Genomic DNA, 25675 nt, shown 5'->3' with positions numbered 1-25675 from the left:
TTTTGGCCACGGCGGTGGCACCGGCCAGGACCACGGCCACGCACAAGGCGCCAGTGCCCACAGGGGCAGGGCCGTTGATCAGCAATGGACGACGGAACCACGGCAGTAGCATCACCACGCCGAGGGCAAACCACAGCGCGAGGCGCGGCACCAGTTGCCACCAGTCGAGGCCGACTTCCCACAGCGCCCACAGGGTGCTGGCGAACAGCACCAGTGCGTACAGGCCCAGCGCCGCGCGGCGGGCGGCGATCAGCAACACGCCGCTCAGCACAATGCCAATGCCGGCCAGCAGGTAGTACAGCGAGCCGCCGAGCATGCTCAGCTTGATCCCCCCGGCCAGCATGGCCAGGCCCATTAGCAGAAGCAGTATGCCGAGCAGAGTCGGCAACAGACGGCTTCGACCCAAGGCACCATCAGTGCTCATAGTGTGATTCTCCGTGATGTTTCAAGTAGACCCGCGCCAGTTCACTGTAGATGACGATCTTGTGCGGGCATGGTTCATAAAACCGGTGTGGTTGACGCAGTCCTTGTAGGAGCGAGCCTGCTCGCGAAAAACCCGAGAGCGCCGCGGGGAGTCAGGCTCGCAGCGTTATCGTTGACGACCATCGCGAGCAAGCTCGCTCCTACAGGGGGTTGCGGTGTTTTTTAGAACGACGACTGGACCTTGATCCCGCCGATCAGCGCGTCGTCGACCTCGTTCACGCCACCGGGATGGCGGATGTATTGCAGGTTCGGGCGCACGGTCAGCCAGTTGGTCACGTGCACGCCGTAATAGAGTTCGGCGCTGTATTCGGTGTCCTGCGGTGGCAGGTAGGACGGGTTGTCGTAGTCGAAAACGGCATTGGCCTGGTTGGTCGCCTCGGCGTTCTTGCGATAGGCCGGGTTGACGTGGACGCGGGCCATGGCAAAACCGATGTCGTCCCTGGACCGGGCATCGAACAGACCTTTGTAGACGAGACCGGCCTGGACGTAGTTGTCGATGGCATTGGTCTTCTTGTCGTGCATCGTGCCGTTGGCGAACAGGCTCAGGCCGCGGGAATGATCGCTGGCCAGGCTGCTGACTTGCTGCTGGAGGCCCAGCCACATGCCGTGCTTGCTCGAGGCGCTGCGGTAGGCTTCGCCACTCAGGGCGGCAGGCTGGCCGTTGCTGTCCTTGTAGACATCGGTGGCGTTGGCGCTGCTGTAGTAGTAACCGGCGCGGTATTCACCCGGCAGGCCGTTGAGTTTCGGCGTCCACACCAGCTCCACCGGCAGGACCGCACCCTGGGTGCCGCTACCGCTGAGCTTGAAGCCGTTGTCGCGATCCAGGTTCGACGGGTTCTGCTCGTACGCGCCGACCTGTGCATAAAGCTCTGGCGTCAGGTGATATTTGACCCGCAGTGCCCACTGGCTGACCGGCCAGTTGTACCAGATGTCGCCCGCCCAGTTGCCGACCTGGGAGCCGCAGAACGCCAGGTTCTGGAAGTCGCAGGGGAAGCTGTTGAAGTCTTCGCCTTCGCCGAAACGGCCGACCTTGATGTCGAGTTTTTCGTCGAAGAACTTCTGCTGGTACCACATCTGCGTCAGGCGCCAGGTCTGGCCGCGGCCCCAGACTTCCTGGGCCGAGGTGAAGCCGCCGACACGCGGGTCGTTGATGCGGTCGTTGCTGATGTTGTTGCCGCTGCGTTCGGTGATGGTCAACTGGAACTCGGCGTCGTCCCAGCCGAGGATTTTCTGCAAGTCCAGATGGGTGCCCAGGCCGAACTGGTCGCTGTAGCGGGCCGTGCGGTCGTGGTCGTAGCCGCCGTGCAGGTTGCTGCCCATTTCACCGGTGTAGTCGACTTTGAAGTCGTAGCCTTTTTCCGCAAGTTCGCTGCGAGTGCCGTTCCAGTCGCCGAGCATCCACGGCGAATCGCTATCGAAGGCCGGTTCTGCCTGGACGCAGGAGGCCAGGCCCAGCGCGGTGAGGCCTCCGAGCAGGGGTAGGATGTTTCGATGGGCAGCAGTTGCAAAGACAGCGCTGTCTCGCAAAGATTTAAAGTCAGGCATAGAGACGGAGTTCTTGATCTTTTTCTGGGGGATAAACGGAAAGCAGCAGGCGTGAAGCGAAAGCAGAAGCGTTTCAGCAGGCAGCGGGCGCAAGGATAAAGATCTGTTACAAATAGAGAAAGTGCTTTTGCTGACATGCAGCCTTTCGGATTTGGTAACAGTGACAAAAGATCGCAGCCTTCGGCAGCTCCTACAGGGGATCGCATTCCAATGTGAGCTGCCGAAGGCTGCGATCTTTTCCGTTTCACCTACATTTAACGTAAGGTGCGCGACTTCCAATTCCCACTCTGCTTGAAGGCCCGGCATGACCGAACACAACATCGACCCGCTGCACGGCGTGACGCTGGAGCAAATCCTCAACGCCCTGGTTGAACACTACGAATGGTCGGGGCTGGCCGAACGCATCGATATCCGCTGCTTCAAGAGCGACCCGAGCATCAAGTCGAGCCTGACGTTCCTGCGTAAAACCCCGTGGGCGCGGGAGAAGGTCGAACGGCTGTATGTGAAGTTGATGCGCACCAAACGACCGCTCTGAACATGGTCAGTCCGTGCGCGTTGCGCCGCCGTTTTGTGGTCGTGGCTGCCATGCTCGGCTGGGCGGGATTGAGCATCCAGATGTACCTGATTTTCTATTCGCGCTGGACGCTGGAGGCCAGTCTGATCGGTGGGCTGGTGAGTTTTTTCAGCTATTTCACCGTGCTGAGCAACACCCTGGTGGCGACGGTGCTGACCTGTGAACTGACGTCCCGCGAGTCCGCCGCGCGACGCTGGTTTTTACAGCCCTGGGTCAGTAGTGGCGTTGCTGTGAGCATCACGGTCGTCGGCCTGGCGTACAGCGTGTTGCTTCGCCATCTATGGCATCCCGAAGGCTGGCAATGGCTGGCCGATGAGCTGATGCATGACGTCATGCCGCTGCTGTTTCTGGGGTATTGGTGGTTCTGCGTACCGAAAGGCTCGTTGCGCTGGGGGCATATCGCGTTGTGGGTGATTTATCCGCTGGTGTACTTCGCTTACTCGTTGCTGCGCGGGCATTTGCTGGCGACTTATCCGTACCCGTTCATTGATGTGGACAAACTGGGTTATCCACAGGTGTTCATCAATGCCGGGGGATTGTTGGCGGGGTTTGTGGTGATTGCGCTGGGGGTGGTTGCGGTGGATCGGTGGCGCGCTCGAATGTAGGCACTTTTGTGGCGAGGGAGCTTGCTCCCGCTGCACTGCGCAGCAGTGCTAAAACCTGCAACCGGGTTGTGCCTGGATAACTTCGGTTGCTGATTTTGCGACTGCTTCGCAGCCGAGCGGGAGCAAGCTCCCTCGCCACAGGTACGGTGGTCACTCCTCGTCAGTGTCATCCAGCCGCCAATAGCCCACCGCCTTGACGAACTGCTCATCCAGCCCATGCTCATCGAGCAACACCCGACGGATCCGCCGCGACACCTTGCTCTCGGTCGCGACCCACGCGTAGAGGCTGCCGGCCGGCACCTGGATCTGGCGCACGGTGGTCAGCAGATTGTCCTTGCCACCTTCGCGCAGCACCCAGATCACGTTGACCTCGGCAGCGCTTTCCAGCACCTGCTGCTCCTTGCCGTTTTCCACTTCCACGATCACCAGCGCACGGCGGTTGGCCGCGAGGCTTTCGAGCCGCCGGGCGATGGCGGGCAGGGCGGTTTCGTCGCCGATCAGCAAGTAGCTGTCGAACATGTCCGGCACGATCATCGAGCCCCGCGGCCCGCCGATGTGCAGGAATTGCCCCGGTTTGGCCTGTTCGGCCCAGGTCGAGGCCGGGCCGTCGCCGTGCAGCACGAAGTCGATGTCCAGTTCCAGGGTGTTCAGGTCATAGCGGCGCGGCGTGTAGTCGCGCATCTCGGGCAGCGGGCCGTTGTCCTTGCCGGCGCCCAGCACCAGGGTTTCCAGGGCCGCAGCCTGCTCGGCGTTCTGCGGGAACAACAGTTTGACGTGATCGTCGGTACCCAGGCTGACGAAGCCCGCCAGCTCCGGCCCGCCCAGGGTAATCCGGCGCATGCGCGGGGTCAGGTCGACCACACGCAACACTTCCAGGCGACGGCGTTTGATCTCATGCATGACACGGTGAATGGATTGCGCGATCACTTCAGTCATTCGGCTTTCTCCTGAACGGGTTGAACGGCAGGGCCGTCGACGATGGCTTTGGCGGTGTCGTTGAGCAGGGCCGCGACGCGCTGGATTTCTTCCGCGCTCCAGCGGCCGTGGTGCAGTTGCAGGGCATGGCGCAGGTTGTGCACCGCCTCGTGGATTTCGGCCGGGCGATCATGGCCGCGCAACGAACGCTTGCTGACATCGATGCGCACCCGCACACCTTCAAGGGCGACGGCTTGCTCGGTCAGGGACTGGCGTCCGGCGTCGGTCACGCTGTAGCGTTTTTTCCCGCCTTCGGCGTCGCCGGTAATCAATTCGCTTTCTTCAAGAAACGTCAGGGTCGGGTAGATCACGCCGGGGCTGGGACTGTAGGCGCCGTCGAACATGCCTTCGATCTGGCGGATCAGGTCGTAGCCGTGGCACGGCTGTTCGGCGATCAACGCCAGCAGCAGCAGTTTCAGGTCGCCGGGGGCAAATACCCGTGGGCCACGACCACCGCGTTCGCGGCCAGGGCGTTTCTCGAAGCCGTCGCGGCCGTCGCCGTGTTCGCGGTGGGGGGAATGATGGTCTCTCATTTTTTTCGTTCTCTCTCGTCGTGTTTAGATACAACTTAAGATATATCTTAAGTTGTCCGCAAGCCCCCCCGACCAACGGCGGATCACCACGCCAGGCGAAACCGCCGCTGAAAATGGCGCTTTCGCGGCGCCGAAAAAGGCTTTTAGAACGAGCGAACAAGTTGAAATTAGTGTTAACTCTCTAAATTGACGATTCACGCCTTAATACATTGGATTTGTAATATCCCTCCTACAGAAGTTACTGTGTCGTTGTCGACCTTAATTGCCTGTGTATTGGCTTTATGTAGTCTGAATCTGACAGCCGAACAGTGACTTTAACAATATTCAAGTATTTTTCATGCCATGGTCGTGGCCCTTTGGCTACGCGCTTTGAGGAACTTGCCTGCTTACTTTCCAGATTGTTTGATCGATCATCTTTCGGCGTTGAGAGTTGCGCTGGAACATCACTGCTCGTGACTGTTTTTCTTCAGCGAAACTTTCAATACTTAGATCCTTTTTTTAAACGACAGGTACTGAAAGATGTTCAAGAAAATCGCGTTCGCTGCTCCTCTGGCTGTTCTGGCACTGAGTTCCTCGATGGCGTTTGCCGCCACCGAAGCCAAACACTCCATCAGCATTGTGGCCCATGTTCCATCCGACGATTTCTACGCGGTGCCGGTTGATTCGGACCTGGTCAACAAAGACCAGGACATGAGCTACAACCCGGGTACTGATTCCATGAAGACCGTCGACGGGCACTTTGATGTGCTGCACACCGCCGGCAAAGTGAACGCCCGCCTGGAAGGCGTGCCGAAACTGATCGCCGGGAACAAGACCATCGACCTGAAAGTCGAGCTCAACGGCAAGACGCTGACCACCAATTCGCAGGAAGTTGTTGGCGAAGCTGAGTCCAACGTCCGCTATCGTGCGCCGTTCAAGATCAGTGCACTGGGCGGTAAACCTGATGCAGGTGATTACACCGGTGTCGTCATGCTGGTCGTTGAACCTTCCGTATAAGTAACAGCTGCGACGGTAAAGCGTTTACTTGCTCAAAGTAACGTAACCGGCCGGCAAACTATCAAGTTTGCCGGCCGGGCTTTGACTTCCTTGTAATCAGAGTATTTGTTCATGTTCCCGATGACGCCCATCGCGGCAACGCTTGCGTTGCTGTTATGTAGCAGCGCATTTGCGGCGCCGACTTCCGTTGATAATACGCCTCGAAGTTTACTGGCCCAGGCCAAGGGTCTGCCGGCCGATTTCGAGGAACATTTCTTCGATGTGCCATTGGCCGTGCGAGTCGAGCTGGATCAACAGCCCCTCGGCGAGGCGATGATCGTGTTGTCCCGGGATGACCGGGTCACCTTGCTCGATTTCACCGACACCAGCGACAGCCGTTTCAGCGCCGGCGAACGCGACACCTGGGCCAGCATTCTGAAACCCGGCGTGGCTTTGGGCACCTGCAGCGGCCAATGCCCCGAGCAGATGTTGGCGGTGCACTACAACCTGGAAAACTCATTGCTGTCGATCGTCACTGAAAATGCCGAGCGCGACACTGAGGCCAAACGTTTCTACGACCAGCCCGAAGGCGGCAGCAGTGGCCTGATGGTGCGCAACCAACTCAACCTCAACGGCGGCCAGGATCAGAACCTCGGCGGGCGTTATGGCCTGGAGGCCAGCGGCAGCCTGGGCAACTGGAGCCAGACCTTCAACATGCAACTGGCGCGTCTGGGCGGGCCGGATGACAAGACCTATCACGCCGTACACGAGCTCTACACCCAGCGCGAACTGCAAGGCAGTTTTTTCCGCCTGGGCTATTTCACCCCCAATTCCGAAGGCCTGACCCGTCAGCCCCGTTCGTTCGGCACCAGCCCCGACACCGCCGTTGGTGTGATGTACGGCAGTTCCGACAGCCTGGCGATCGACAGCCCCAAACCTAGCGTTTATCCGATCTATGTCACCGCCAATCGCCAGGCGTCGGTGGAGATTTATCGCGATGGTCTGCTGCTCAACACCCAAGCGGTGCCCGCCGGTTTGCAAACCCTCGATACCCGCCCGTTGCCCGGCGGCATCTATGATGTGGAAGTGCGCTTGATAGAAGACGGCCAGGTCACCTCGACCACTCAGGAGCTGATCTACAAACCGACCAACTGGCGCAACCACGACGAACGCTGGCGCTACAACCTGTTCGCCGGCCAGGAAAGCAAACTGCTGAGCAACTGGGATCAACAGGAGAGTGGCGATGCGACGGCGGGGGCCGCGATCAACTACCTGCTGCATCCACGGGTAATCCTCGGGCTGTCGGCACGTCAAGTGCGCAACACGTTGCAGTACGGCAGTTCCATCGACTGGAGCCTGGCCAACAGCGTCAGCCTCTATGCCAATCTGTACCAGACCGAAGACCACGGCACCGGCGCCGATCTGCAAGCGCTCTACAACTATGGTTCCGGCAGTCTGGTGGTGAGCCACAACCGCAGCTGGCTCGACACCACCAACACCTTCGACACGCTGCCCGACGGCACCCGCGTGCGCCAACGCAATGTGTTCACCGGCGAGACCAGCAATTCATCGCTGGCGCTGAACCACCGCATCAGCCGCAAGAGTTCGCTCAACGCGCGGGTCGCCCACAGTGAGGGCAACGTCGAAGGCGTCGGCGTCGACCTGGGCTGGACGCAGCGCACGATGCTGCTGGGCAGCGACGCCAACTGGCGGTTGTCACTGTTCGATCGTCCCGGCAGCTACAGCAGTGGCGACGCGCGCAATCGCGGGGTCGACCTGAGCATCAGCGTGGCGCTCGGCGGGCCGGGTCAACAGGTTTCGGGCAGCATCGGCAGCCGCACCGCCCGTGATGGCAGCCGAGACACCAACGCCTCGCTCGGTTATCGCAAAGACCTGCAAGACCACATCCTGCAGAGCGTCTCGGTGACTGCGCTGACCGACACCTACGGCGTTGGCCTGTCGAGCCTGGCGAACTTTCGCACAGACGCGATCAACGGCGACGGCTTTATCCAGCGCTCATCGTTCAACGACAACTTTACCGGCGGCTTGAACCTGGACAGCACCGTGGTCGTCGGTGGCCAGCGCATGGCCCTGACCAGTCAGCATCAAGGACGAGGGGCCGGCATGATCGTCGATGTCGAGTCTGATATCGACGGCATCGCGTTACGCGCCGACGACCTCAGCGGCGGCAGCGCGGCATTGCGTCCGGGGCGCAATTTCATACCGCTGACGGCTTACAGGAACAGCTCCGTGAGCTTCGACTTCGAGGGCAATCACGCGCCAGCGGCCAGCATCGAGCCGGCACGCACCCGTTATCACCTGAACAAGGGCGGCGTGGAGTACCGCAAGGTGCGGGTGATGAAAACCCTGACGGTGCTCGGACGTCTTGTCGACCCACAAGGCCGGCCGCTCAAGGGCCACCACGTGATCAACCACGCCAGTCGTGGGGTGAGTGAAGTCGATGGCTTCTTCTCGATGGAAATGCATGCCGGTTCACCGACTCTCGAAGTGCGCTACGCCGACCAGTTGCTGTGCCAGTTCCGGCTCGATACCGACAAGCACCGCAGTGAAAACAACGTGTTGATGATCGGTGATCTGCGGTGCACGCCGGATACGTTGGCGGATGCGTCATTGATTCGCCAGGAGGCCAGTTGAATGGTTAATTTCAAGACGTGTATACCGCAGTGGCTGTGCTTGTTGGCACTGTTTGTGACGCCTACGGCCGAGGCGGTCAATCAGGAGATCAGGGCGTTGTTCCGGCCTGACCCGGCAAACCCGCAACGTAATACGTTCATCAACAAAACCCCGGTCAGCGGTTACTGCGCGGACTATCCCGATCAGTGCGAACAGAACGCGACCTTCAGCATCCGCCTGCCCATACGCTTCGATTCCGCAAGGGCCATGCAACCCCATGACTCGCAGCGCAACAGTTCGATGTTCACCGTGCCGGCGCAATGGCGTGCATTGACAGTTACGAATGCCGAAACCGGTGAGGCGGAACAGGTCGAGATGCGCATTGCCGGATTTGGATCGCGGTACGTGCTCGACGACAAGGTCACCAACCTTACAGGTGCACCCAATACGCTTGAAGGGCACCGGGCCTTGTGGGGCGGCCCGTATGGCAGCTGGGTGAACCCCCCGTCACCGTGTCAGTACAGCGGCGTCGGTTGGTACACCGATGATTATTACCAGTTTTTCTGGAAAACCCCGATTCAGGGTACCTGCGTAAAAACTGCCAGTTTCAGGATTCCGACCATGTACTACGAGTACCTGGATTTCGCCTATGAACTGCGTACGCCCAATCCGCTTGGTATGTCTTCAGGGCTCTACACCGGCGACCTGACTTATCGCATCGGGCCGGGCGGTGACTTTGACATGGGCGACGTGATGGTGCCCAACGATTCCGATCTGACACTGAATTTTGTCCTTGATGTTCAGCACACGCTCAAGGTCGATATCCCTCCAGGTGGTAACAAAATCCGATTGGAGCCGCAAGGCGGATGGCAAAGCTGGCTGCAAGCCGGACGCCGGCCGGTGCGACTGTTCCGTGACCAGACTTTCAATATATCGGCCTCGACGCGATTCAAGATACTGATGCAATGCGGGCCCGGAATAGGTGGCGAATGCGGACTGGAGAACAGTGCGGATAACGGTCGTCGAGTCGTCTTACACATCAGCGTAAGCCTGCCTAATGGCATAACCGACCTCTCAGGCCAACCCGTGAGACGCCTGCGATTGAGGACCGGTGCGGGGAATGAGCAGCAGTTCAAGCCCGGCTTCTATGTGGACCGGGCACCGGGAACCCTGCATTTCGAAGTTGAGCAATCGTACATGGAATCCATGCTGAGGCCCGGTGTTGCCGGCACCTATACCGGCATTGTCATTGTGATCTGGGACTCGGAAATCTGATGGCCAACGCATCGATCAGTCGTACCGGCAGTGTGTTCAATGACCAAGGACTAAAAGTTATGAAGCGTGTGTTTTTATTGATCGGTTTGAGCGGATTTTCCCTGGGCCTTCAAGCCGGGCCGCAAATCAACGTCGGAACGGTGTACGACTATCTGGATGGCGACAAAAGCACCTACCTCAAGCGCGTGTTCAACAGTGGCGACAGCACGGCCTTCGTCAAGGTCAACATCCTGGAAATCGTCTACGACGCCGATGGCACCCCTAGCGAAGTGCCGGTCAAAAGCGACCCGGGCGCGGCATCGCGCGACGGGCTGATGGCCAGCCCCGCACGCCTGATCATTCCGGCCAACGGCATGCAGGGCACTCGGCTGTTGTTCATGGGCGAGCGCGACACCGAGCGTTATTTCCGCGTGCGCTTCATCCCGGTGGTGCCGGAAAAGGAAGACGAATTCGCGGTGTCCAGCGACGAGCGCGAGAACTACAAGAAAAACCTCTCGGCCGGCGTCAACGTCATGACCGGGTTCGGCACGGTGTTCTTCGTCAGGCCGAACAACAGCCGGTACGACAGCCAGATCGACAACGGCGCCAGTACTTATCGCATTCGCAACAACGGCAACACGTCGGTGGTCGTCGACGAATTCCGCAACTGCTCGATCAAGCAGGAAAACGAGTGCGAGCCCACCACCAAGCACCACATTCGTGCGGGAAAAGAGTTTGCATTCGACAAGAAGCCGGGACGTGAATACCGCTTCAACCTGGTCGAGGGCGCCTCGAAAAAGGCCTTGCGCGTTGCCAGCCAATAACCGCCGGCACACACGAGTGACCGCCTTTGCCCGCTGCTTTTTTGGACGTAACAGGTACCTGAAATGATCAAGCTTTCGGCCATCGCCCTGTCGACAGGCGTCGCGGCACTGATGAGTTCCCTGGCATTCGCCGCCCGCGAAGAGCACCGATTCGAAGTGTCGGTGGATATTCCGACCTTGGGTTTCTACGTGATACCGGCCGAGTCGGACTGGATTCATCGCGAGCAAGTTCTGCCGTGGAACATCCACACCCGGTCGCTGGAGGGGCTGCGCAAGAATTTCGACGTCAAGCACGACACCAGCGCCATCCACGCGCGGCTGGAGAGCGAACCCTATCTGTCCAACGGCCGCGATGAGCAGAACATCTACCTGCTCGTCAGCTTCAACGGCAAGACGTTGAGCCACGACCCGCAACCCCTTGAAGTGCTCTCGCGCGAGCAGGCTGTCGCGGGCGGGCGCTTTGCCCTGCAGATCCAGCCGAAGGTACCCGCGGGCGGGTACAAGCCGGGTCGCTACTACGGCAACGTGAATCTGGTCTTCAGTGCGGCGGCGCCTTGAAGTCGGGTTTGCTCCAAAACGAACAGCATGACTGGAGTCGGGGAAAGATGAAGATTGCTCATTGGTTGTCGAGCGCTTGGCTGCTGGGGATGATCGCGGCGCCGGTGCAGGCCGAGCAGGTGGATATCACCGCATTGTTCAAGCCGGATTCGGCGCGCCCGCATATGAACAAGTTCCTCAATACCACACCGCTCAGTGGTTATTGCGCCAATTACCCAGGGCAATGCGTAGAACACCAGACCTTCAGTTTGCAGGTGCCGATTCAATTTGATTCACGCGCCCCCATTCGCGCCAACCATGCCTCGCCTCGAGAGGGGGCAATGTTGAAAGTACCGGCGCAATGGCGAGAGCTGACGGTTACCCACGAAACCACTGGCGAACCGGAAACGGTAAGGGTTCGGATCGTGGGTATCGGCTCCCAGTACGTGACGGAGGATGTCATGCAATTGGTGGGGGGCGCCGAAGACTACCGGGTCGCGCACAATCTTTTATGGGGAACGAGCTGGGTGTATAGCCCGGCGCCCTGTGTTTACAGTGGTGTGGGTTGGTTTAACTCGATCGCCTACAGATTTTTCTGGAAAACACCGGCACCAGAGGTGTGCGCAAAACAGGCCAAGTTCGATATTCCCTGGCTGCGCCTGGACTATCTCGACTTTGCCTATGAACTGGAAACCCCAAATCCTTTGGGTATGTCCTCGGGGCATTACCTCGGTGCACTGACTTACACGGTTGGCCCGAACGGCGACTTCGATTTTGGTGACGTCATGCTGCCGAGCAGTTCAACGTTGACCATGAACTTCAACCTCGACGTTCAACACACGCTCAAGGTCGATATTCCGCCGGGTGGCAACAAGGTCCACCTGGTGCCGGTCGGTGGCTGGCAGAGCTGGCTGCAGGCAGGCCGCCGGCCAGTGAGCCTGTTCCGCGACCAGACCTTCAATATCTCGGCCTCATCGCGCTTCAAGATGCATATTGAATGTCAGTTCGGCGGTTTTCCCTACGAATGCATGTTGAATGATCCCGTCTCCAGGCGATCGGTCGAGCTTCAGGTCAGCGTCAGTCTGCCCAATGGCCTGACGGACCTGTCCGGGCAACCGGTCAGGCGTCAGCGCCTGCGAACCGGGCAAGCCAATTCGCAACAGTTTCAACCTGGTTTCTATGTTGATCGGGCTCCCGGGACTCTGCATTTCGAAATTGCAAAAAGCCAGATGGAGTTCATGCTGCAGCCGGGCGTGGCCAGCCGCTATTCCGGCAATGTCACGGTGATCTGGGATTCGGATATCTGACGTGGTTGCGGCAAACCTGACCGCAACGAATGCCGTCAGGTTTGCCTCACGATGCCGCCGCTATTACAACCCGGCCCTGCTCAACGCCGCGCGCGTCAAACGCCTGGACAGTTCTTTTTCGCCGTCCCCCAGATCGACGAGGAACCGGTCGAAGTTCGCTTCGCTTATCGGTTCATCGGCAAAGACAACCGTCTCGGCAACCGGCAGGTCGTTGGCCAGATCTCTGAGCCTGTTGCGCAGTGCCGCTCGTTCCACATCCGTCAATTGCGTGGATTCGACCCATTCGCGCTGGGTGGATCGCAGGGTCTCCAGCAACTCGTATTTGTTCAGATACTCCCGTTTATTCGCCTCGATCTGAATCGGTTAAGTTTCACCCAGCCAGGTTTCCCAGAATGCCTGCTCAAGCATCTTGTTCACCAGGCCATCACCTTCGCCCAGCGCCAGCACCGTGTCGTACGCCTGATCGATCATGGCGTCGGTGACACCGGATACTGGCCTGAACAGCATGCCTTCGGATTGCCAGGGCAGCTGCAGGCGATCCGCCAGACCGGTCTGATACGCCAGATAGACCTCGACATCGTCAGGGTTGCCGCCACGACTGGCGACATCGGCGCGGGCGATCTCGTTGACGTGCTCCAGCCGCGCGGCACCTTGGGCCAGGGTGACCAGTTTGCGTTCCAGCTCCGCGGGGTCCGTGGAGTAGGAGTAAGCCTCGGATGCGAGCACCTGTATGCCCATGTTGTTGAATAACTGCGCCCCTGCATCGGCGCAATCGACCGGGGCGATGGCCATGGTGTAGAGCTTTTCCCGCAGTGCGGTGTCGATGTAGACGGCATCGAGCATGCGTACCACGCGTTGCATCAGTTGCCTGCGGGGTTCACCGCCGACGAGATAATCGGCAGAGTTTTTCGTTTCGTGCACCACGGTCAGGAACCGATGGGCCTGCGGGTCGTCGGTCAGTTCAAGCCAGTTTGCCGTCCGCTCCACTCCCCAGCCGGGCACATCGGTCCAGTTGTTCGGGTCGGTGGCGTGGATCACCACATTTATCAGACTGGTGGATGCCTCGAGGGGCGTCGGCGGCAAATTCACTGAGCGTCGGATTTGCTGGTATTGCAACTGATTCAGCTCCGACAGATCCGCGACATCCAGCAGGGTGCGCGAGATCACCCAGGCTTTTGCCGAGCCGGGGACAACTTCGGGAATCAAGTCGAGGGGGTTTTCCCGCAGGTCCAGCAAGAAACCGCGTGGTCTGGTTTTCGCCAGCGTGCCCTCGGGCCATGTGGTCAGTCCGGTTTTGTTCAGGGCCACGACTTTCAGCCTCGGCATGCGGCTGATGTCTGGTGACAACCCCAGTGGATTACCGTCGAGCCTGAGGATTTCCAGGTAGGTCAGGTCCTTGAGTTGTTTGACGGCGCCGGCATCCAACACGATCGCGTTATCGCTCAGTTGCAGTCGTTCCAGTCGGTGCAGGGAACCGATGCTGTGTGGAAGGCTGGTCAGGTCGCAACGCCTGGCGCTGAGTTCGCGAAGGTTCGGGAAGGCTTTGAGCAAGCCGTTCGCCTCGCTGGAAAACCGCGTATTGCCGAGTTTCAGGACGGTGATTTTGTCGAGGAACTTTTGCAGCTCCGGGGGGCGCTTTGACCACCAGGTTTCCAGGTTCAGGGGCAGCATCTCGGTGGAGAGGTCCAGCGAGTAGCTGTCCGGATCGGCACGGCGCCCGATATCGCTGTACTTTCGCTTGAAGCTGTTGAGCAGGCTCTCGGCGATATGTTGGCCGCCTTCATCACGAAAAGCCGTGCTGTGCGGCCCCCAGGTGGGTTCCTGCTGATACTCCCAACGATTGAGGATCACGCGCAGTTCATCGAGATCGTTTTCCCGCTGCTCGATGGCTTGCATCGGCTCGCCTTTGGCGATCAGGGCGTTGGCGAAGGCGTCGACTTCGCGGTCACTGAAGTCCTTGTGCAGGTCGAGGATTCGCTCGTGCAGGGTTTCACCGGCCCGGCTGGTAAATGCGCCTCGCACCAGCAGCAGTGTCTGATGCTCGGGCACGGCGCGGATGGGCGGTGCGGCGAGTATCGTTCGACGTTCGCCGAGAGGCTCGATCTTGACCATGGCCCACTGCCTGAGGCGTTCGGTGTCCCCAGGCTTGAAGCCCAGCGCGTTTTGCCCATTGTGCTGGGTCGCCTGCAGCAAGGCTTCGAAAAAGCCCTGCGCTGCATGGATTGGCTGATTCGACCCGTCACGCACCTCATATTTTCCCGCGTCATCATGAATCAACACCCGGACCCGCGCTGCGCTCTCGGGCCCGGCGCTGCAGCGCAGTTCACCGTCGAATGTGCCTTCCCTGATCTCGATGCGCAGCTCACCGAAGGTGTCGCTGTTGATGCGCAAGGTGCCCAGCACCAGGCGTTCCGTGTCGATGTTGATCAACGCGTCATCGTATAGACCGTGGGCGGCGCGCACCGATTGCGTCTCGAATTGCAGTTCTCGCGCCTGGCTTTTCAGGCGCAGCGGCAGGCGCTTTTTCTGCTCGATCTGTTGGCGTTCCGCGGCGCTGGCGTTGGCGAGAATGCCTTGTGCCACCGTGTCGGGCAGGTCGGGGAATTCGCTGAACAGCGCAACGCTGTCGGCGGGTAGCGGGGTGCTGGCAGGCACGGGTGAGCCCAGGCGTTGCAGGGTATCGGTCAGCAATGGTGGTGGTGCCGAGCTGTCCATGTGCATCCGCCGCAGTGCGGCTTCATGGGTGCCGCTGATCTGGCGAATCTGTTCCAGTTGTTGATCGCTGAAGGTATCGGTTGTATGACCAAGTCGCCGCATCAATGTCGAGCCTTCCCACTCGCGCGGGTTTTCCGTTTCGCAGACCCAGGCCCCGTGACCATTGTGGCGCAGGGTCGGTGCGTAGGCATCGAAACGCTGCGGATGGCGGATGCGCTGTTGTCCGGTGACCGGATCGTCCAGCACTTCGAAGTGTTGATCGTTCAGGCGCAGGATGCGCCGGCCCTGATGCTGGTGAAGACCCTGTCCATCAGGTCGGGCGTCCGTGGGTAAATCCACGTCGGTTCGTTGATAGGGACTGAGGTCAGGGTTCCACAGGCGGGTCTCACCGTTCGCCAACTGCACCGGTTTCAAGCTTTCGAAAAACGGCGAGAGTTTCGCCCTTGCGACGTTGCCGATCGCACCTCCCGCGGCGAACGCACCCAGTTGCACCACGCTTTGCAGCACGCCGATGGCTTGTTCGCCAGCTTCGGCGACGCGGCCTTCGGCCAGATCGACGAGACCCTCGACCACCTCATCGGTCAGTTGATACGCGGTGTAGGCCAGCATCAGTTCACCCAAGCCGGGCACCAGTGGCGTCACCACCAGCAACGCGGCATTGAGAATGCCCGAGAGCATTTTCTCCAGGTTGTCCCACCAGGCCCAGCGGGCCATGCGGTCGGCGTACTCGGTGGAAATCGCGATGTCCCATGCGTCGTTGAGCACCTTGTTGATTTTTTGTCGGTGGAAGTAGCCCCACAGGTCGCCGTTGAAAACAGTGTCCCGATCGTTCCTGACGCTCGACAGCTGAAATTGCAGGTTGGGGTTATCCACCGGCGTTTCCCGCCAGCTCGGCAAGTTGGAGCCGGCCGGGGCCGGTTGCCATTTGACCTTGCTCAGTCGGTCGTTCAACCCGGCAAAGAAATGCCCGCGCTGCTGATGGGGCACGAACCGGCTGAAGAATTGTTGGTAGCTGCGAGGGGCGCTGGTATCGCGCAGCTGGCGTGTCAGTTCGGCCATGAAGTCGAGCAACGACGGGTACTGCTTGAGCGGGTGCTGCGGGTCCTGGGGAACATAGGCGATCACGGGCACGGGATCGGTCGCGGTGTTGGCATCAGGGGTGATCAGCACGATGCCGGTCAGGTGAATGTCCATCATCGACAGGTTGTAGCAGTCGACGGAGCGGCCGCTCCAGCGCAGGTTCTTGCGGTCATCGAGCAGTCCCTGCACCAGGTCAAAGGCATCCTGCCCGATGTCGTTTTTCATCAGCGCCATGTTCGCCGCGATGTTGAGCGCGGTCTTGTGGCTGAGGCTGACTTTGTGGCGCAGGACGTTGCTGGCCACCCGGTTATGCGGCAGCAGGAAATCTTTCAGGTGTTGTTGGTAACGGCTGCCGATATCCAGTTCGCGGCACAGCGACTTGAACTGCTCGATACTCAGCTTGTGCTTGAGCTGTACCACGCTGAAATGCCCGCGAACGTCGGGGCGGGTGATGAACTCGGAGTCCTGGGTGAACACCTCCTTACTGGAAAAATTGTGCAGGGCAGCATCCAGCAGCGAGACGGTACGGCTGGTGGTTGCGCCGGTAAAGTTATGACCCCATGACTGTGCTGGTGCATACAGCCGCAACCAGGTCTCTTCGACGTCATCTTCAACGCCGAAACGTTCGTTCAGTGCCTGTTGCAACAAGGGTTTGGCGAAGGCGTAGACATCCTGCAGTTTGCTGAACGCTCGATCGACATCGTTTTGCGCGCTCCAGCCGAGCTTGATCCCCTGTTTCAAGCGTTCCTGTAACGCTTTTGCGGCGTCAGCCTGCCAGTCGGGAATGCTTACCCGGTCAGCTTTCAGTGCGTTGATACGGGTGAGTGAGGCCTCTGATAGCCAGGAGGGGAGGGCCTTCCTGACCAGGTCGAAGTGGATGCTTTGATCCGGGTCTGAAATTCGATGTGGTTGTGGCATTGCCTGATCGTCCGTTGATCATGGATGGAGCGATCAGACTAGGCAGGCGGCAGTCCCAAAAAAAGCGCAAAAACCGGTTCGGAACGACGTCGATTGCGCCCCGAACCCGGTAAAAATCAGGAGTGAAAAATACATAGTTACAGCCACGCGGACTTATCTGCCGATCCATGCCTAGCGGCGGGCGGTTGCCTCGGTTGTCGCTTTTGGCTGGCACATCGTGTGGGTGCCCGGTTGCAGGTACGGCGTCAGGATCGGCGCCATGCCCTTGAGCACCTGCACCGGCAACGCCGAGGTGAAGGTGAAGTTCTCCGCCGAGCGGCCCGGCACGAACGCCGTCAGCGTGCCGAAATGGTTATCGCCGATGTAGAACACGAACGTGGCTGTGCGGTTGAGTGATTTGGAACTCAGGATCCGTCCGCCCGAACCGATGGCCTCGATGCGGTTGTCACCGGTGCCGGTCTTGCCGCCCATGGCCAGCGGGGTTCCATCCGGCAGTTTGAAACTGCCAGCCACGCGTTTGGCCGTACCGGCATCCACCACTTGCGAAAGGGCTTCGCGCATGGCCGTGGCGACTTCGGACGGCATCACCCGTTTGCCGACGTCGGGGTCATTGATCAGTTGGGTTTCATAGGGTGTGTGCGCGGCGAAATGCAGGCTGTCGATACGCAGGGTCGGCATGCGCACGCCATCGTTGAGGATGGTGCCGATCAATTCGGCCAGGGCTGCCGGGCGGTCACCTGAGCTGCCGATGGCGGTGGCCAGCGACGGCACCAGGTGGTCGAACGGATAACCGACTTTCTGCCAGCGCTGGTGAATGTCGAGGAATGCCTCGATCTCCAGCATGGTGCGGATGCGACTGTCACGGGCGCCCTTGTGCCGGCTTTTGAACAGCCAGCTGTAGACCTCCTGGCGCTCGAACTGGCTGGCTTTGACGGCGTCGGCCCACTTGGCGTCGGGGTGATTGAGCAAGTAGCCCATCATCCACAGGTCCAGCGGGTGAACCTTGGCGATGAAGCCCTGGTCCGGCAAGTCGTAGGCGCCGGGACCGTAGGCTTCGTAGAGCCGCACGAGACGTTCATCAGTGAGTTTTTCCGTGAGCTTGGCACCGGTCAGGTGCGAGCGCACGAAGGCGTTGAAGCTTTCCTGACTGGCCTGTGGCAGCAGGTAGCGATGAACGGCGGCCATGCGGATCGGCGTCGGGCGCATGCCGTCCAGGAAGGTTTCGAGCCGTTCCTGGGTGTCCTTGTTCCTGTACTTCTTCCAGAACTTGAGCAGGAACGAAGTGCCCTCGCGGTCGGCGAACTCGGCCAGGTATTCCTGGCGCCGCGGGTCGCGGTCGTCCTTGAGCAGTTCGGCACTGCTGTTCGGGCCGGAGTAGGTGGTGTAGCGCACCAGGTCCCGCATCAGGCGAATGAACGGCAGGTTGATCGACTCGCGAAGGGCGTCGCGCAGGGTCGGTATCCGGCCGTTGTCTTCCTTGCGGAAGTTGTGGAACACATGCAGGCCGCCCCCGGTGAAAAACGCCTCGCCCGGGCTGGCGGAGTATTTGCGGTCCAGGGCTGCACCGAGCATTTTTTGCAGGTCGCGGTCCTTGTTTTCAATCAGGTAATCAACGGCCCAACGGCTCAGGCGGTCCTGCTCCGGCACCTCGACTTTCTTCAGTTCCGGAACGGCCATGCCGGCGTATTTGTCGTGCAACTCGGCGATGATTTGCAGGTAGGTGGTCAGCACGCGCATTTTTGCGGTGGAACCCAGTTCCAGTTTGCTGCCTTCATTGATGTCGAAGGGCTGGTCGGTGCTGTCGGTCTGTACCCGAACCCGCGAGCCGTCCGGTGTCAGTTCGAACAAGGTGAAGCTGTAGCGCACCTGGGTGGTGCTGGTAGTGGTCAGGAGGCGTTCGCCGATCAGGCCGATTTGCGTGGCAAACTCAGGGTCGGCGAGTTTTTTCAGGTACTCGGTGGCCTCGGATTGCAACTCGCCTTGCAGGGTGCTGGTGGCGGAGAGGTCAAGGCGGTCGAGGTCATACAGGGGACGATTGAGCATGCCGGCCAGACGGCTGCGCGCCACGCTGATGCCCTTGTTGGTTTCGATCGGTTGCATGGTCGGCTGGGTGGCCCAGTCGCGGTAGGTCACTTTGCTGGCCAGGGCGGCGGCGGCGAACTCGGCGTCGATCACATGGTTTTGCGCCAGCAGGCGAATATGGCTGTCGGTGAGGTCGGCCAGTTCATCATGGCCCTTGGTCAGGTAATGCGACGGGCGGCGCTGCGCAATCATCAACGACAGCACTTCACGCAAGGCCAGGCCTTTTTCCGCCATGGTTTTTGGATCCGTCGCGGTGCTGTTCAGTACCTTGTTGGCGCTATCGAAATCGGAGCCGTACCACACACGCAAACCCTCAGCCATGCCATGCACTTCACCGTGGCCCGGTACGGCTGACAACGGCACGCTGTTGAGGTAGTCGCGAACCACGTTCTGCCGCGCTTCGAGGGTTTGTGGCCCGGCCTGATAGGCGCGTACGGTGGCTGAAATCATCTGGCGAATTTTTTCCGCGCCATTGACCGTCAAGCCATCGGGGGAATGCCGGTACTTCTCCAATTGCGTGGCCAGGGTACTGCCACCGGCGGATTGGCCGGGCACGTGCAACATCTTGGCCAACTGGGACCACGCCGCCATGCCGAACCGCGGCCAGTCCACCGCCGGGTTGGCGAGCGGCTGCCTGGGGTCGAGCAGGAAGCGGTTCTCGATGAACAGCAGGCTGTTGACCACCACCGGCGGGATCGAGGCAAAGGTTGAGTAAAGCTGCTGCGGGTAGTTGTACTGGTACAGCGGCGCTGCGCGGCAATCGGTGATCGACAACCCGGCCTGGATTTTCTCGGCATAAGGCACGAACAGGCCTTTGTCGGTGTACTTCAACAGTTCCGGAGAAAAGCGGGTTTGCGCCTCCACGACGAAGTTGCGCTTGATCAGGCGCGGCAGGAACTCATCCAGCGAGCTGTAGCCCAGGCGCCGATCGAACGGGCCGTCGCCCGGATAGCGAATCGCATCGCTGGGGCCGGGTTTGAGCTCATAGTTCAGTGACGCGGCGTATTTGCTGACTTCCCGGGCCTGGAACTTCGAGGTGCGCATCTCCCTCATGGCGGCCAGCCCCACGACAATCGCGATAATCAACAGCAATAGCCAGAACGCTCCCCATCCGTGCCTGGAACGACGGGGTTTTTCAGGTATAGGCGCTTCATCCACACTCTCAGTCGGAACCACGGTTTTACTCGAATCGGTTTGCCACAAAGCGCCCATAGTCGATTGATCCATTCACGCAGATTGATCGGACTTGACTCAAGCTTAGACGGTGGTTGGCGAGGGTGAAAAAAATGTGAAGGGCAAAATGTCGGGTTATTGCCGTTTCCTGTGGCGAGGGAGCTTGCTCCCGCTGGGCTGCGAAGCGGCCCCCAGACTGATAAATGCGATTCGTCCGGTTGATCTGGTTCTCTGGTTTTACGACTGCTACGCAGTCGAGCGGGACGGTGCGGCGATCCGACAAGCTCCCTCGCCACAAAGAGGAGCAAACATTGGGAGCTTTATTCAGAGCCAGCACGCATCCTAGAGCGGGTAGTCGCCAATTTTATCCACAAGCCCAGCCCTGAGTGGATTGGCAACAATGTAGCGGGCGAACGGCAGAAGATCTTCTCCATCGCGAATGGCCCGGTCGTGGTAGCCGGATTGCCAGAAGGCTCCACTTTCGTTCAATGCCCGGTTGATGGTGAGGGTGCTCCGGGATTTGATGGCTTGCATGAGTCGCGCCAGCGTTTGCTGCTCAAGCTGGATCAACCAGTGGAAGTGGTCCGGCATGATGACCCAAGCCATTGAATTGACCCATTTTTGATCATGGGCTCGCCTGAGTTCTTCAACCAAAAGGCGTCCAACCCGCCAGTTTGCGAATATTCGGCGGCGCTGATGCACGACTGCGGTTATCAGATAGCCCCGTCCTGGTTCTGAGTACCGTCCGTAACGCAGTCGATGAGAGTTTGGATGTGGGTGCATTCCGTTGCGTCCTTTAGCTGTTGTCTAAGTACGCTAGCTCCTCGTTTTCCCACTCTTGGCTGCGATTGCTGAATGAAATTTCCCAATTCGTGGAAGGATTCGGATCCACGCAGCGCAGTTGTGGCGAGGGAGCTTGCTCCCGCTCGACTGCGCAGCAGGCGCAATACTCCAGACAGATAGGGGTTGCTGGTATGGGGACCGCTTCGCAGTCCAGCGGGAGCAAGCTCCCTCGCCACAGTAAGGGGGTGGTGGACTGAAACGCTTGATTTAGAGCTTTCCAAGCTTTTGCAGGGGCATGACGATGCACCATTGTTGTGCAATACTCGGCGCCGCTTTTCCCACTGATCTTGCGGGTTTTTCCTACAGGACGGCGTTGCCCACGAGGCAGGGCCGGTTCGGGATGCGATGGCTTATCGGCCTGCGCTTCGCCACTCGGTGGTCATATCCAATAACAAGACGAGGTTGTCCCCCATGCCCGTAGGCAATCACCTGCCCCAAGGCGAGACCGCTCAGGGCGGTCCGCTCAAACGTGAACTTGGCGAGCGGCATATTCGCCTGATGGCACTCGGTGCCTGTATCGGCGTCGGCCTGTTCCTGGGCTCGGCCAAGGCGATCGAAATGGCCGGCCCGGCCATCATGCTGTCCTACATCATCGGCGGTCTGGCGATCCTGGTGATCATGCGCGCCCTCGGCGAGATGGCCGTGCACAACCCGGTTGCCGGCTCGTTCAGCCGTTACGCCCAAGACTACCTGGGCCCGCTGGCGGGCTTTCTGACCGGTTGGAACTACTGGTTCCTGTGGCTGGTGACCTGCGTCGCGGAAATCACGGCCGTGGCGGTGTACATGGGCATCTGGTTTCCCGATGTACCGCGCTGGATCTGGGCGCTCGCTGCGTTGATCAGCATGGGCTCGATCAACCTGATCGCGGTCAAGGCTTTCGGTGAGTTCGAGTTCTGGTTTGCCTTGATCAAGATCGTCACCATCATTGCGATGGTGTTCGGCGGCATCGGCATCATCGCCTTCGGTTTCGGCAACGACGGCGTGGCCCTGGGGATTTCCAACCTGTGGACCCACGGCGGCTTCATGCCCAACGGCGTGAAAGGCGTGTTGATGTCCCTGCAAATGGTGATGTTCGCGTACCTGGGCGTGGAGATGATCGGCCTGACCGCCGGTGAGGCGAAGAACCCGCAGAAGACCATTCCGAACGCGATCGGCTCGGTGTTCTGGCGGATTCTGCTGTTCTACGTTGGCGCGTTGTTCGTGATCCTGTCGATCTACCCGTGGAATGAAATCGGTACCCAGGGCAGTCCGTTCGTGATGACCTTCGAGCGCCTGGGCATCAAGACCGCGGCGGGTATCATCAACTTCGTGGTGATCACGGCGGCGTTGTCGTCCTGCAACGGTGGCATCTTCAGCACCGGGCGCATGCTCTACAGCCTGGCGCAGAACGGCCAGGCCCCGGCCGGCTTTGCCAAGACCTCGAACAACGGCGTGCCGCGTCGTGCATTGCTGCTGTCGATTGGCGCGTTGCTGTTGGGCGTGTTGCTGAACTATCTGGTGCCGGAAAAGGTGTTTGTCTGGGTGACGGCAATTGCCACCTTCGGCGCGATCTGGACCTGGGTGATGATCCTGCTGGCCCAGCTCAAGTTCCGCAAAGGCCTGAGCGCCGGCGAAGCGGCTGGCCTGAAGTATCGCATGTGGCTGTATCCGGTCAGTTCGTACCTGGCGCTGGCGTTCCTGGTGCTGGTGGTCGGCCTGATGGCGTACTTCCCGGACACCCGCGTGGCGTTGTATGTGGGGCCTGCGTTTTTGGTGCTGCTGACGGTGCTGTTCTATGTGTTCAAGTTGCAACCGACCCATGTGTCGCAGGGGGCGGTGCGTTCGGTTTCTTGAGTCGTAATGTCTGAAAGACAAAAGCCCCGGTCGATATGATCGGGGCTTTTTGGTTTTGAAGATCAAAAGATCGCAGCCTGCGGCAGCTCCTACAAGGACATGCCGGGCTGCGATCTTTTGATTGGCTGGTTCAAACGCTTGTTGAACTCAAGCCACATCGCCAGCAACGCCATCAACCCGGCACCCACCAGCGCCGTGAAGATCTGCATGGCAAACGCATCGTCGGTCAGGGCATTGACCATGTCCGCCAGGGGCGCCAGCAGCACGCCCAGGCAGAAGATCTCCAGCGAGAAACGGCCCATGCGGCAGCTTTGTTGTGCCAGCCAGTTTTGCGTCCATCCGCTGTCGGGCATCAGTTTCGCCGTGACGTAGGCCAGTGCGAGGAAGTGCAGCAGGCGCACGGGGGACAGATTGGTCTTGCTGATGGGGTAGAAGACGTTTTGCAGGCTCGCGGGCACCACGGCATCGTGCAGGTCCGGCCAACGCCACAGGACGGTCAACACACCGGCGACCACGACATACAACGCCGCACTCACAAACAAGGGCTGGCGTACCAATGGGCGGGTCTCGGGCAAGCGCGGGCGCTGGCTGTGAATCGCAGCGGCACCGCCGAGCACGAACAGCAACTGCCAGGCGACCGGGTTGAAGTACCACACGCCGTCCTTGATGGCCGCCAGGTTCCAGCCCGCCAGTGGCACCATCAGGTACAGCGCCACTGACATCGCGACCACTACCCAGGCCTTGCGCACCAGTATCGGCAGCACCAGGGGCAAGCCCGCCAGCAGCACGATGTACAGTGGCAACGGGTCCATCAGGTTCGGCTTGAAGCGCAACAGCAGTTCATCGATCAGGGCCTGCTGAGGGTTGCTGATGAAGTGGTGCATGCCCATTTCCTCCACCAGATCCCGTGTTTCCACGTGGCTGTTGGCGAAAAACACGATGCCCATCAGCATCGCCAGCAGGAAGATATGCACCACGTAGAGCACCCACGCCCGGCGCAGGATTTTCACGCAGGCGATCAGAAAGCCTTCGCGCGCCAGGACTTTGCCGTATGCCAGCACCGCCGCGTAACCGGCCAGAAACACGAAAACCTCGGCCGCATCGCTGAAACCGAAGTTACGCAGGGTGATTTGCCCCAATGGGTTGTGGGGCACGTGATCCCAAAAGATGAAGATCAGTGCCAGACCACGAAAAAAGTCGATCCGGTGATCGCGCGCTAACGTCATGACAGCAGGCTCGTATCAGCGAGTGAAAATGGAATTGGCTGCGGGCGCAAAGGGCCGCGCGCCAAGTCGGCGGCGCGCAGGGTGGCGTGATTCTCAGTGAATTGCAAAACCGGGATATTACCGAATGTCTCGGGCGTTGCTCCAAGGCTCAACCGCTGGTCTGAAAGGTCCGTCAATCTGCGATTTCTGACAGCAGACAGGCTCAAATACTAATAAGTGCAACGTTCTTGAAACGGGAGCCTCACATGAGACTGTTGTGGAAAGGGCTGTCCAGTTACACGGTGATCGGGGTCGCCAACACCCTGATTCACTGGCAGATCTTTTTCCTGTTGAGCGTGGCGGCCGGCCTCAGTCAGGCGATCAGCAACCTGAGCGCCTTCTGCGTGGCTGCGTCGTTTTCCTTCTACATGAACGCGCAATTTACCTTTGCCGCCAGTGCCTCGATCGGCGGTTATCTGCTGTTTCTTCTGGGCATGGGGACACTGAGCCTGGGCGTCGGTCACCTGGGGGACGTGTGGCGCCTGCATGGCCTGCTCACCGTCATGCTGTTTTCGGCGTTGAGCCTGGTGTTCGGCTTCCTGTATTCCAAATACGTGGTGTTTCGCGAGCGTGATCAATGAAAATCTCGCTCATCGTCCCGGTATTCAACGAGGAGCAGTCGATCAACCTGTTTTACCAGGCGGTGCGTCGCGAGTTGAAACTGGTCGACGCCGAAGTCGAGATTGTGTTCATCAACGACGGCAGTTCCGACCGCACGGCCGAACAGGCGACGGCGCTGGCCGAGGCCGATGAGCAGGTGCTGCTGATCAATTTCTCGCGCAACTTCGGCAAGGAACCGGCCCTGTTTGCCGGCCTGGAGCATGCCAGCGGCGATGCCGTGATCCCTATGGATGTCGACCTGCAGGACCCGATCAGCGTCATACCGCTGTTGGTCGAGCAATGGCAGAAGGGCGCCGATGTGGTGCTTGCCAAGCGCCGCAATCGCGACGTCGACGGCTACCTCAGGCGCCACAGCGCGTCGATTTTCTACCACGTGCTCAATCGCATCGCCTACACCCGGATCGAGGAAAACGTCGGGGATTTCCGGTTGATGGATCGCAAGGTGGTCGATGTGATCCGTTCCCTGCCCGAGCATCAGTTGTTCATGAAAGGCGTGTTGTCGTGGGCCGGGTTCAACACCGTGGTGGTGGAGTACGAGCGGGCCGGGCGGGTGGCGGGGAGCAGCAAGTTCAATGGCTGGAAGCTGTGGAACCTGGCCCTGGAAGGCGTGACCTCGTTCAGCACCGTGCCGCTGCGCTTGTGGACTTACGTTGGTGGCGCGGTGTCGGTTTTCGCGGTGCTTTACGCGGTGTACATGGTGCTGGACAAGATTTTCTTCGGCAACAACGTCCCCGGGTATCCGTCGCTGATGACCGCGATCCTGTTTCTCGGCGGCGTGCAACTGATCGGCATCGGCATCCTCGGCGAGTACATCGGTCGCATCTATATCGAGGCCAAGCACCGGCCGCGTTATGTGATCAAGGACATCGTCGGCGGCAAAGGCCGGGGCGGGCACTAGC

General features: G+C 59.8%; 19 protein-coding genes and 1 pseudogene. 11 read left to right on the top strand and 9 right to left on the bottom strand.

From position 1 onward, the window contains the following. Both PMI26_RS14110 and PMI26_RS14115 read right to left on the bottom strand, forming a co-directional pair. Positions 1–424, bottom strand: a pseudogene (locus PMI26_RS14110) (membrane-bound PQQ-dependent dehydrogenase, glucose/quinate/shikimate family); the annotation flags it as partial. A 221-nt stretch (positions 425–645) separates the two neighbouring features. Then, complete coding sequence (locus PMI26_RS14115; protein ID WP_007975136.1) at positions 646–2028, bottom strand: carbohydrate porin; 1383 nt, start codon at positions 2026–2028, stop codon at positions 646–648. Positions 2029–2332: 304 nt separating this feature from the next. On the opposite strand from PMI26_RS14115, the gene PMI26_RS14120 reads away from it, so the two are divergent. After that, complete coding sequence (locus PMI26_RS14120; RefSeq protein ID WP_007975135.1) at positions 2333–2563, top strand: VF530 family DNA-binding protein; 231 nt, start codon at positions 2333–2335, stop codon at positions 2561–2563. A gap of 2 nt (positions 2564–2565) precedes the next feature. Further along, positions 2566–3207 carry a Pr6Pr family membrane protein gene (locus tag PMI26_RS14125; protein ID WP_007975133.1) on the top strand — a complete coding sequence of 214 codons (642 nt, stop codon included), beginning with the start codon at positions 2566–2568 and terminating at the stop codon, positions 3205–3207. A gap of 150 nt (positions 3208–3357) precedes the next feature. Here the strand turns inward: PMI26_RS14125 and PMI26_RS14130 are convergent, their stop codons facing one another. Further along, entirely contained in the window at positions 3358–4143 is a 786-nt protein-coding gene (locus tag PMI26_RS14130; protein WP_007975132.1) for a siderophore-interacting protein, read from the bottom strand. Beyond that, positions 4140–4715, bottom strand: coding sequence for a PadR family transcriptional regulator (locus tag PMI26_RS14135; RefSeq protein WP_007975131.1), 576 nt, complete (start codon positions 4713–4715; stop codon positions 4140–4142). The genes PMI26_RS14130 and PMI26_RS14135 overlap by 4 nt, the downstream gene beginning before the upstream one ends. A gap of 519 nt (positions 4716–5234) precedes the next feature. Here PMI26_RS14135 and PMI26_RS14140 point away from each other — a divergent pair. From PMI26_RS14140 to PMI26_RS14165, 6 genes are all read left to right on the top strand, one after another. Then, positions 5235–5711: a CS1 type fimbrial major subunit gene (locus PMI26_RS14140; RefSeq protein WP_007975130.1), complete on the top strand. Its 477-nt coding sequence runs from the start codon at positions 5235–5237 to the stop codon at positions 5709–5711. Between the two features lie 111 nt (positions 5712–5822). After that, positions 5823–8345, top strand: a complete 2523-nt coding sequence (locus PMI26_RS14145; RefSeq protein WP_007975129.1) for a CS1-pili formation C-terminal domain-containing protein — start codon at positions 5823–5825, stop codon at positions 8343–8345. Continuing rightward, positions 8346–9599 (top strand): hypothetical protein, encoded by a 1254-nt coding sequence (locus PMI26_RS14150; protein WP_007975128.1) that lies wholly within the window; start codon positions 8346–8348, stop codon positions 9597–9599. A 59-nt stretch (positions 9600–9658) separates the two neighbouring features. Beyond that, a complete protein-coding gene (locus tag PMI26_RS14155; protein WP_007975127.1) occupies positions 9659–10402 on the top strand; it encodes a hypothetical protein in 744 nt (247 codons plus the stop codon). Between the two features lie 63 nt (positions 10403–10465). Beyond that, a complete protein-coding gene (locus PMI26_RS14160) occupies positions 10466–10960 on the top strand; it encodes a CS1 type fimbrial major subunit (protein WP_007975126.1) in 495 nt (164 codons plus the stop codon). A 47-nt stretch (positions 10961–11007) separates the two neighbouring features. Next, entirely contained in the window at positions 11008–12246 is a 1239-nt protein-coding gene (locus PMI26_RS14165; RefSeq protein ID WP_007975125.1) for a hypothetical protein, read from the top strand. 63 nt (positions 12247–12309) lie between these two features. On the opposite strand, the gene PMI26_RS32175 is transcribed toward PMI26_RS14165, so the two are convergent. The 4 genes from PMI26_RS32175 to PMI26_RS0129640 form a co-directional block, all read right to left on the bottom strand. Continuing rightward, positions 12310–12561 carry a hypothetical protein gene (locus PMI26_RS32175; protein WP_007975123.1) on the bottom strand — a complete coding sequence of 84 codons (252 nt, stop codon included), beginning with the start codon at positions 12559–12561 and terminating at the stop codon, positions 12310–12312. 48 nt (positions 12562–12609) lie between these two features. Then, positions 12610–16959, bottom strand: a complete 4350-nt coding sequence (locus PMI26_RS14170; protein ID WP_007975121.1) for a dermonecrotic toxin domain-containing protein — start codon at positions 16957–16959, stop codon at positions 12610–12612. Positions 16960–17130: 171 nt separating this feature from the next. Then, positions 17131–20253 carry a transglycosylase domain-containing protein gene (locus PMI26_RS14175; RefSeq protein WP_007975119.1) on the bottom strand — a complete coding sequence of 1041 codons (3123 nt, stop codon included), beginning with the start codon at positions 20251–20253 and terminating at the stop codon, positions 17131–17133. A gap of 303 nt (positions 20254–20556) precedes the next feature. Beyond that, positions 20557–20997: an REP-associated tyrosine transposase gene (locus PMI26_RS0129640; RefSeq protein ID WP_033047918.1), complete on the bottom strand. Its 441-nt coding sequence runs from the start codon at positions 20995–20997 to the stop codon at positions 20557–20559. A 471-nt stretch (positions 20998–21468) separates the two neighbouring features. Here PMI26_RS0129640 and PMI26_RS14180 point away from each other — a divergent pair, with 471 nt between their 5' ends. Beyond that, the gene (locus PMI26_RS14180) at positions 21469–22890 is read left to right on the top strand and encodes an amino acid permease (RefSeq protein ID WP_007975114.1); all 1422 of its coding nucleotides are present in this window, start codon (positions 21469–21471) and stop codon (positions 22888–22890) included. An 89-nt stretch (positions 22891–22979) separates the two neighbouring features. Here the strand turns inward: PMI26_RS14180 and PMI26_RS14185 are convergent, their stop codons facing one another. Beyond that, positions 22980–24116: an OpgC family protein gene (locus PMI26_RS14185; RefSeq protein WP_007975112.1), complete on the bottom strand. Its 1137-nt coding sequence runs from the start codon at positions 24114–24116 to the stop codon at positions 22980–22982. A gap of 245 nt (positions 24117–24361) precedes the next feature. On the opposite strand from PMI26_RS14185, the gene PMI26_RS14190 reads away from it, so the two are divergent. Together PMI26_RS14190 and PMI26_RS14195 are read left to right on the top strand one after the other, a co-directional pair. Then, positions 24362–24736 carry a GtrA family protein gene (locus tag PMI26_RS14190; RefSeq protein ID WP_007975111.1) on the top strand — a complete coding sequence of 125 codons (375 nt, stop codon included), beginning with the start codon at positions 24362–24364 and terminating at the stop codon, positions 24734–24736. Further along, the gene (locus PMI26_RS14195) at positions 24733–25674 is read left to right on the top strand and encodes a glycosyltransferase family 2 protein (RefSeq protein WP_007975109.1); all 942 of its coding nucleotides are present in this window, start codon (positions 24733–24735) and stop codon (positions 25672–25674) included. The genes PMI26_RS14190 and PMI26_RS14195 overlap by 4 nt, the downstream gene beginning before the upstream one ends. The last annotated feature ends 1 nt before the right edge of the window (position 25675 follow it).

This window comes from Pseudomonas sp. GM33, from assembly GCF_000282295.1.
In the GTDB taxonomy this organism is placed as follows: Bacteria; Pseudomonadota; Gammaproteobacteria; order Pseudomonadales; family Pseudomonadaceae; genus Aquipseudomonas; species Aquipseudomonas laurylsulfatiphila.
The sequence above is the reverse complement of the archived record's forward strand: the minus strand, read 5'-3'. Positions and strand labels throughout refer to the sequence as shown.

Bases quoted from the DNA above. Each gene is read 5' to 3' on its own strand.
- PMI26_RS14135 (WP_007975131.1), bottom strand. From the start codon at position 4,715: ATGAGAGACCATCATTCCCCCCACCGCGAACACGGCGACGGCCGCGAC.
- PMI26_RS14165 (WP_007975125.1), top strand. From the start codon at position 11,008: ATGAAGATTGCTCATTGGTTGTCGAGCGCTTGGCTGCTGGGGATGATC.
- PMI26_RS14150 (WP_007975128.1), top strand. From the start codon at position 8,346: ATGGTTAATTTCAAGACGTGTATACCGCAGTGGCTGTGCTTGTTGGCA.
- PMI26_RS14170 (WP_007975121.1), bottom strand. From the start codon at position 16,959: ATGCCACAACCACATCGAATTTCAGACCCGGATCAAAGCATCCACTTC.
- PMI26_RS0129640 (WP_033047918.1), bottom strand. From the start codon at position 20,997: ATGCACCCACATCCAAACTCTCATCGACTGCGTTACGGACGGTACTCA.
- PMI26_RS14125 (WP_007975133.1), top strand. From the start codon at position 2,566: ATGGTCAGTCCGTGCGCGTTGCGCCGCCGTTTTGTGGTCGTGGCTGCC.
- PMI26_RS14180 (WP_007975114.1), top strand. From the start codon at position 21,469: ATGCCCGTAGGCAATCACCTGCCCCAAGGCGAGACCGCTCAGGGCGGT.
- PMI26_RS14145 (WP_007975129.1), top strand. From the start codon at position 5,823: ATGTTCCCGATGACGCCCATCGCGGCAACGCTTGCGTTGCTGTTATGT.
- PMI26_RS14175 (WP_007975119.1), bottom strand. From the start codon at position 20,253: ATGGGCGCTTTGTGGCAAACCGATTCGAGTAAAACCGTGGTTCCGACT.
- PMI26_RS14190 (WP_007975111.1), top strand. From the start codon at position 24,362: ATGAGACTGTTGTGGAAAGGGCTGTCCAGTTACACGGTGATCGGGGTC.
- PMI26_RS14120 (WP_007975135.1), top strand. From the start codon at position 2,333: ATGACCGAACACAACATCGACCCGCTGCACGGCGTGACGCTGGAGCAA.
- PMI26_RS14185 (WP_007975112.1), bottom strand. From the start codon at position 24,116: ATGACGTTAGCGCGCGATCACCGGATCGACTTTTTTCGTGGTCTGGCA.
- PMI26_RS14130 (WP_007975132.1), bottom strand. From the start codon at position 4,143: ATGACTGAAGTGATCGCGCAATCCATTCACCGTGTCATGCATGAGATC.
- PMI26_RS14155 (WP_007975127.1), top strand. From the start codon at position 9,659: ATGAAGCGTGTGTTTTTATTGATCGGTTTGAGCGGATTTTCCCTGGGC.
- PMI26_RS14160 (WP_007975126.1), top strand. From the start codon at position 10,466: ATGATCAAGCTTTCGGCCATCGCCCTGTCGACAGGCGTCGCGGCACTG.
- PMI26_RS14195 (WP_007975109.1), top strand. From the start codon at position 24,733: ATGAAAATCTCGCTCATCGTCCCGGTATTCAACGAGGAGCAGTCGATC.
- PMI26_RS14140 (WP_007975130.1), top strand. From the start codon at position 5,235: ATGTTCAAGAAAATCGCGTTCGCTGCTCCTCTGGCTGTTCTGGCACTG.
- PMI26_RS14115 (WP_007975136.1), bottom strand. From the start codon at position 2,028: ATGCCTGACTTTAAATCTTTGCGAGACAGCGCTGTCTTTGCAACTGCT.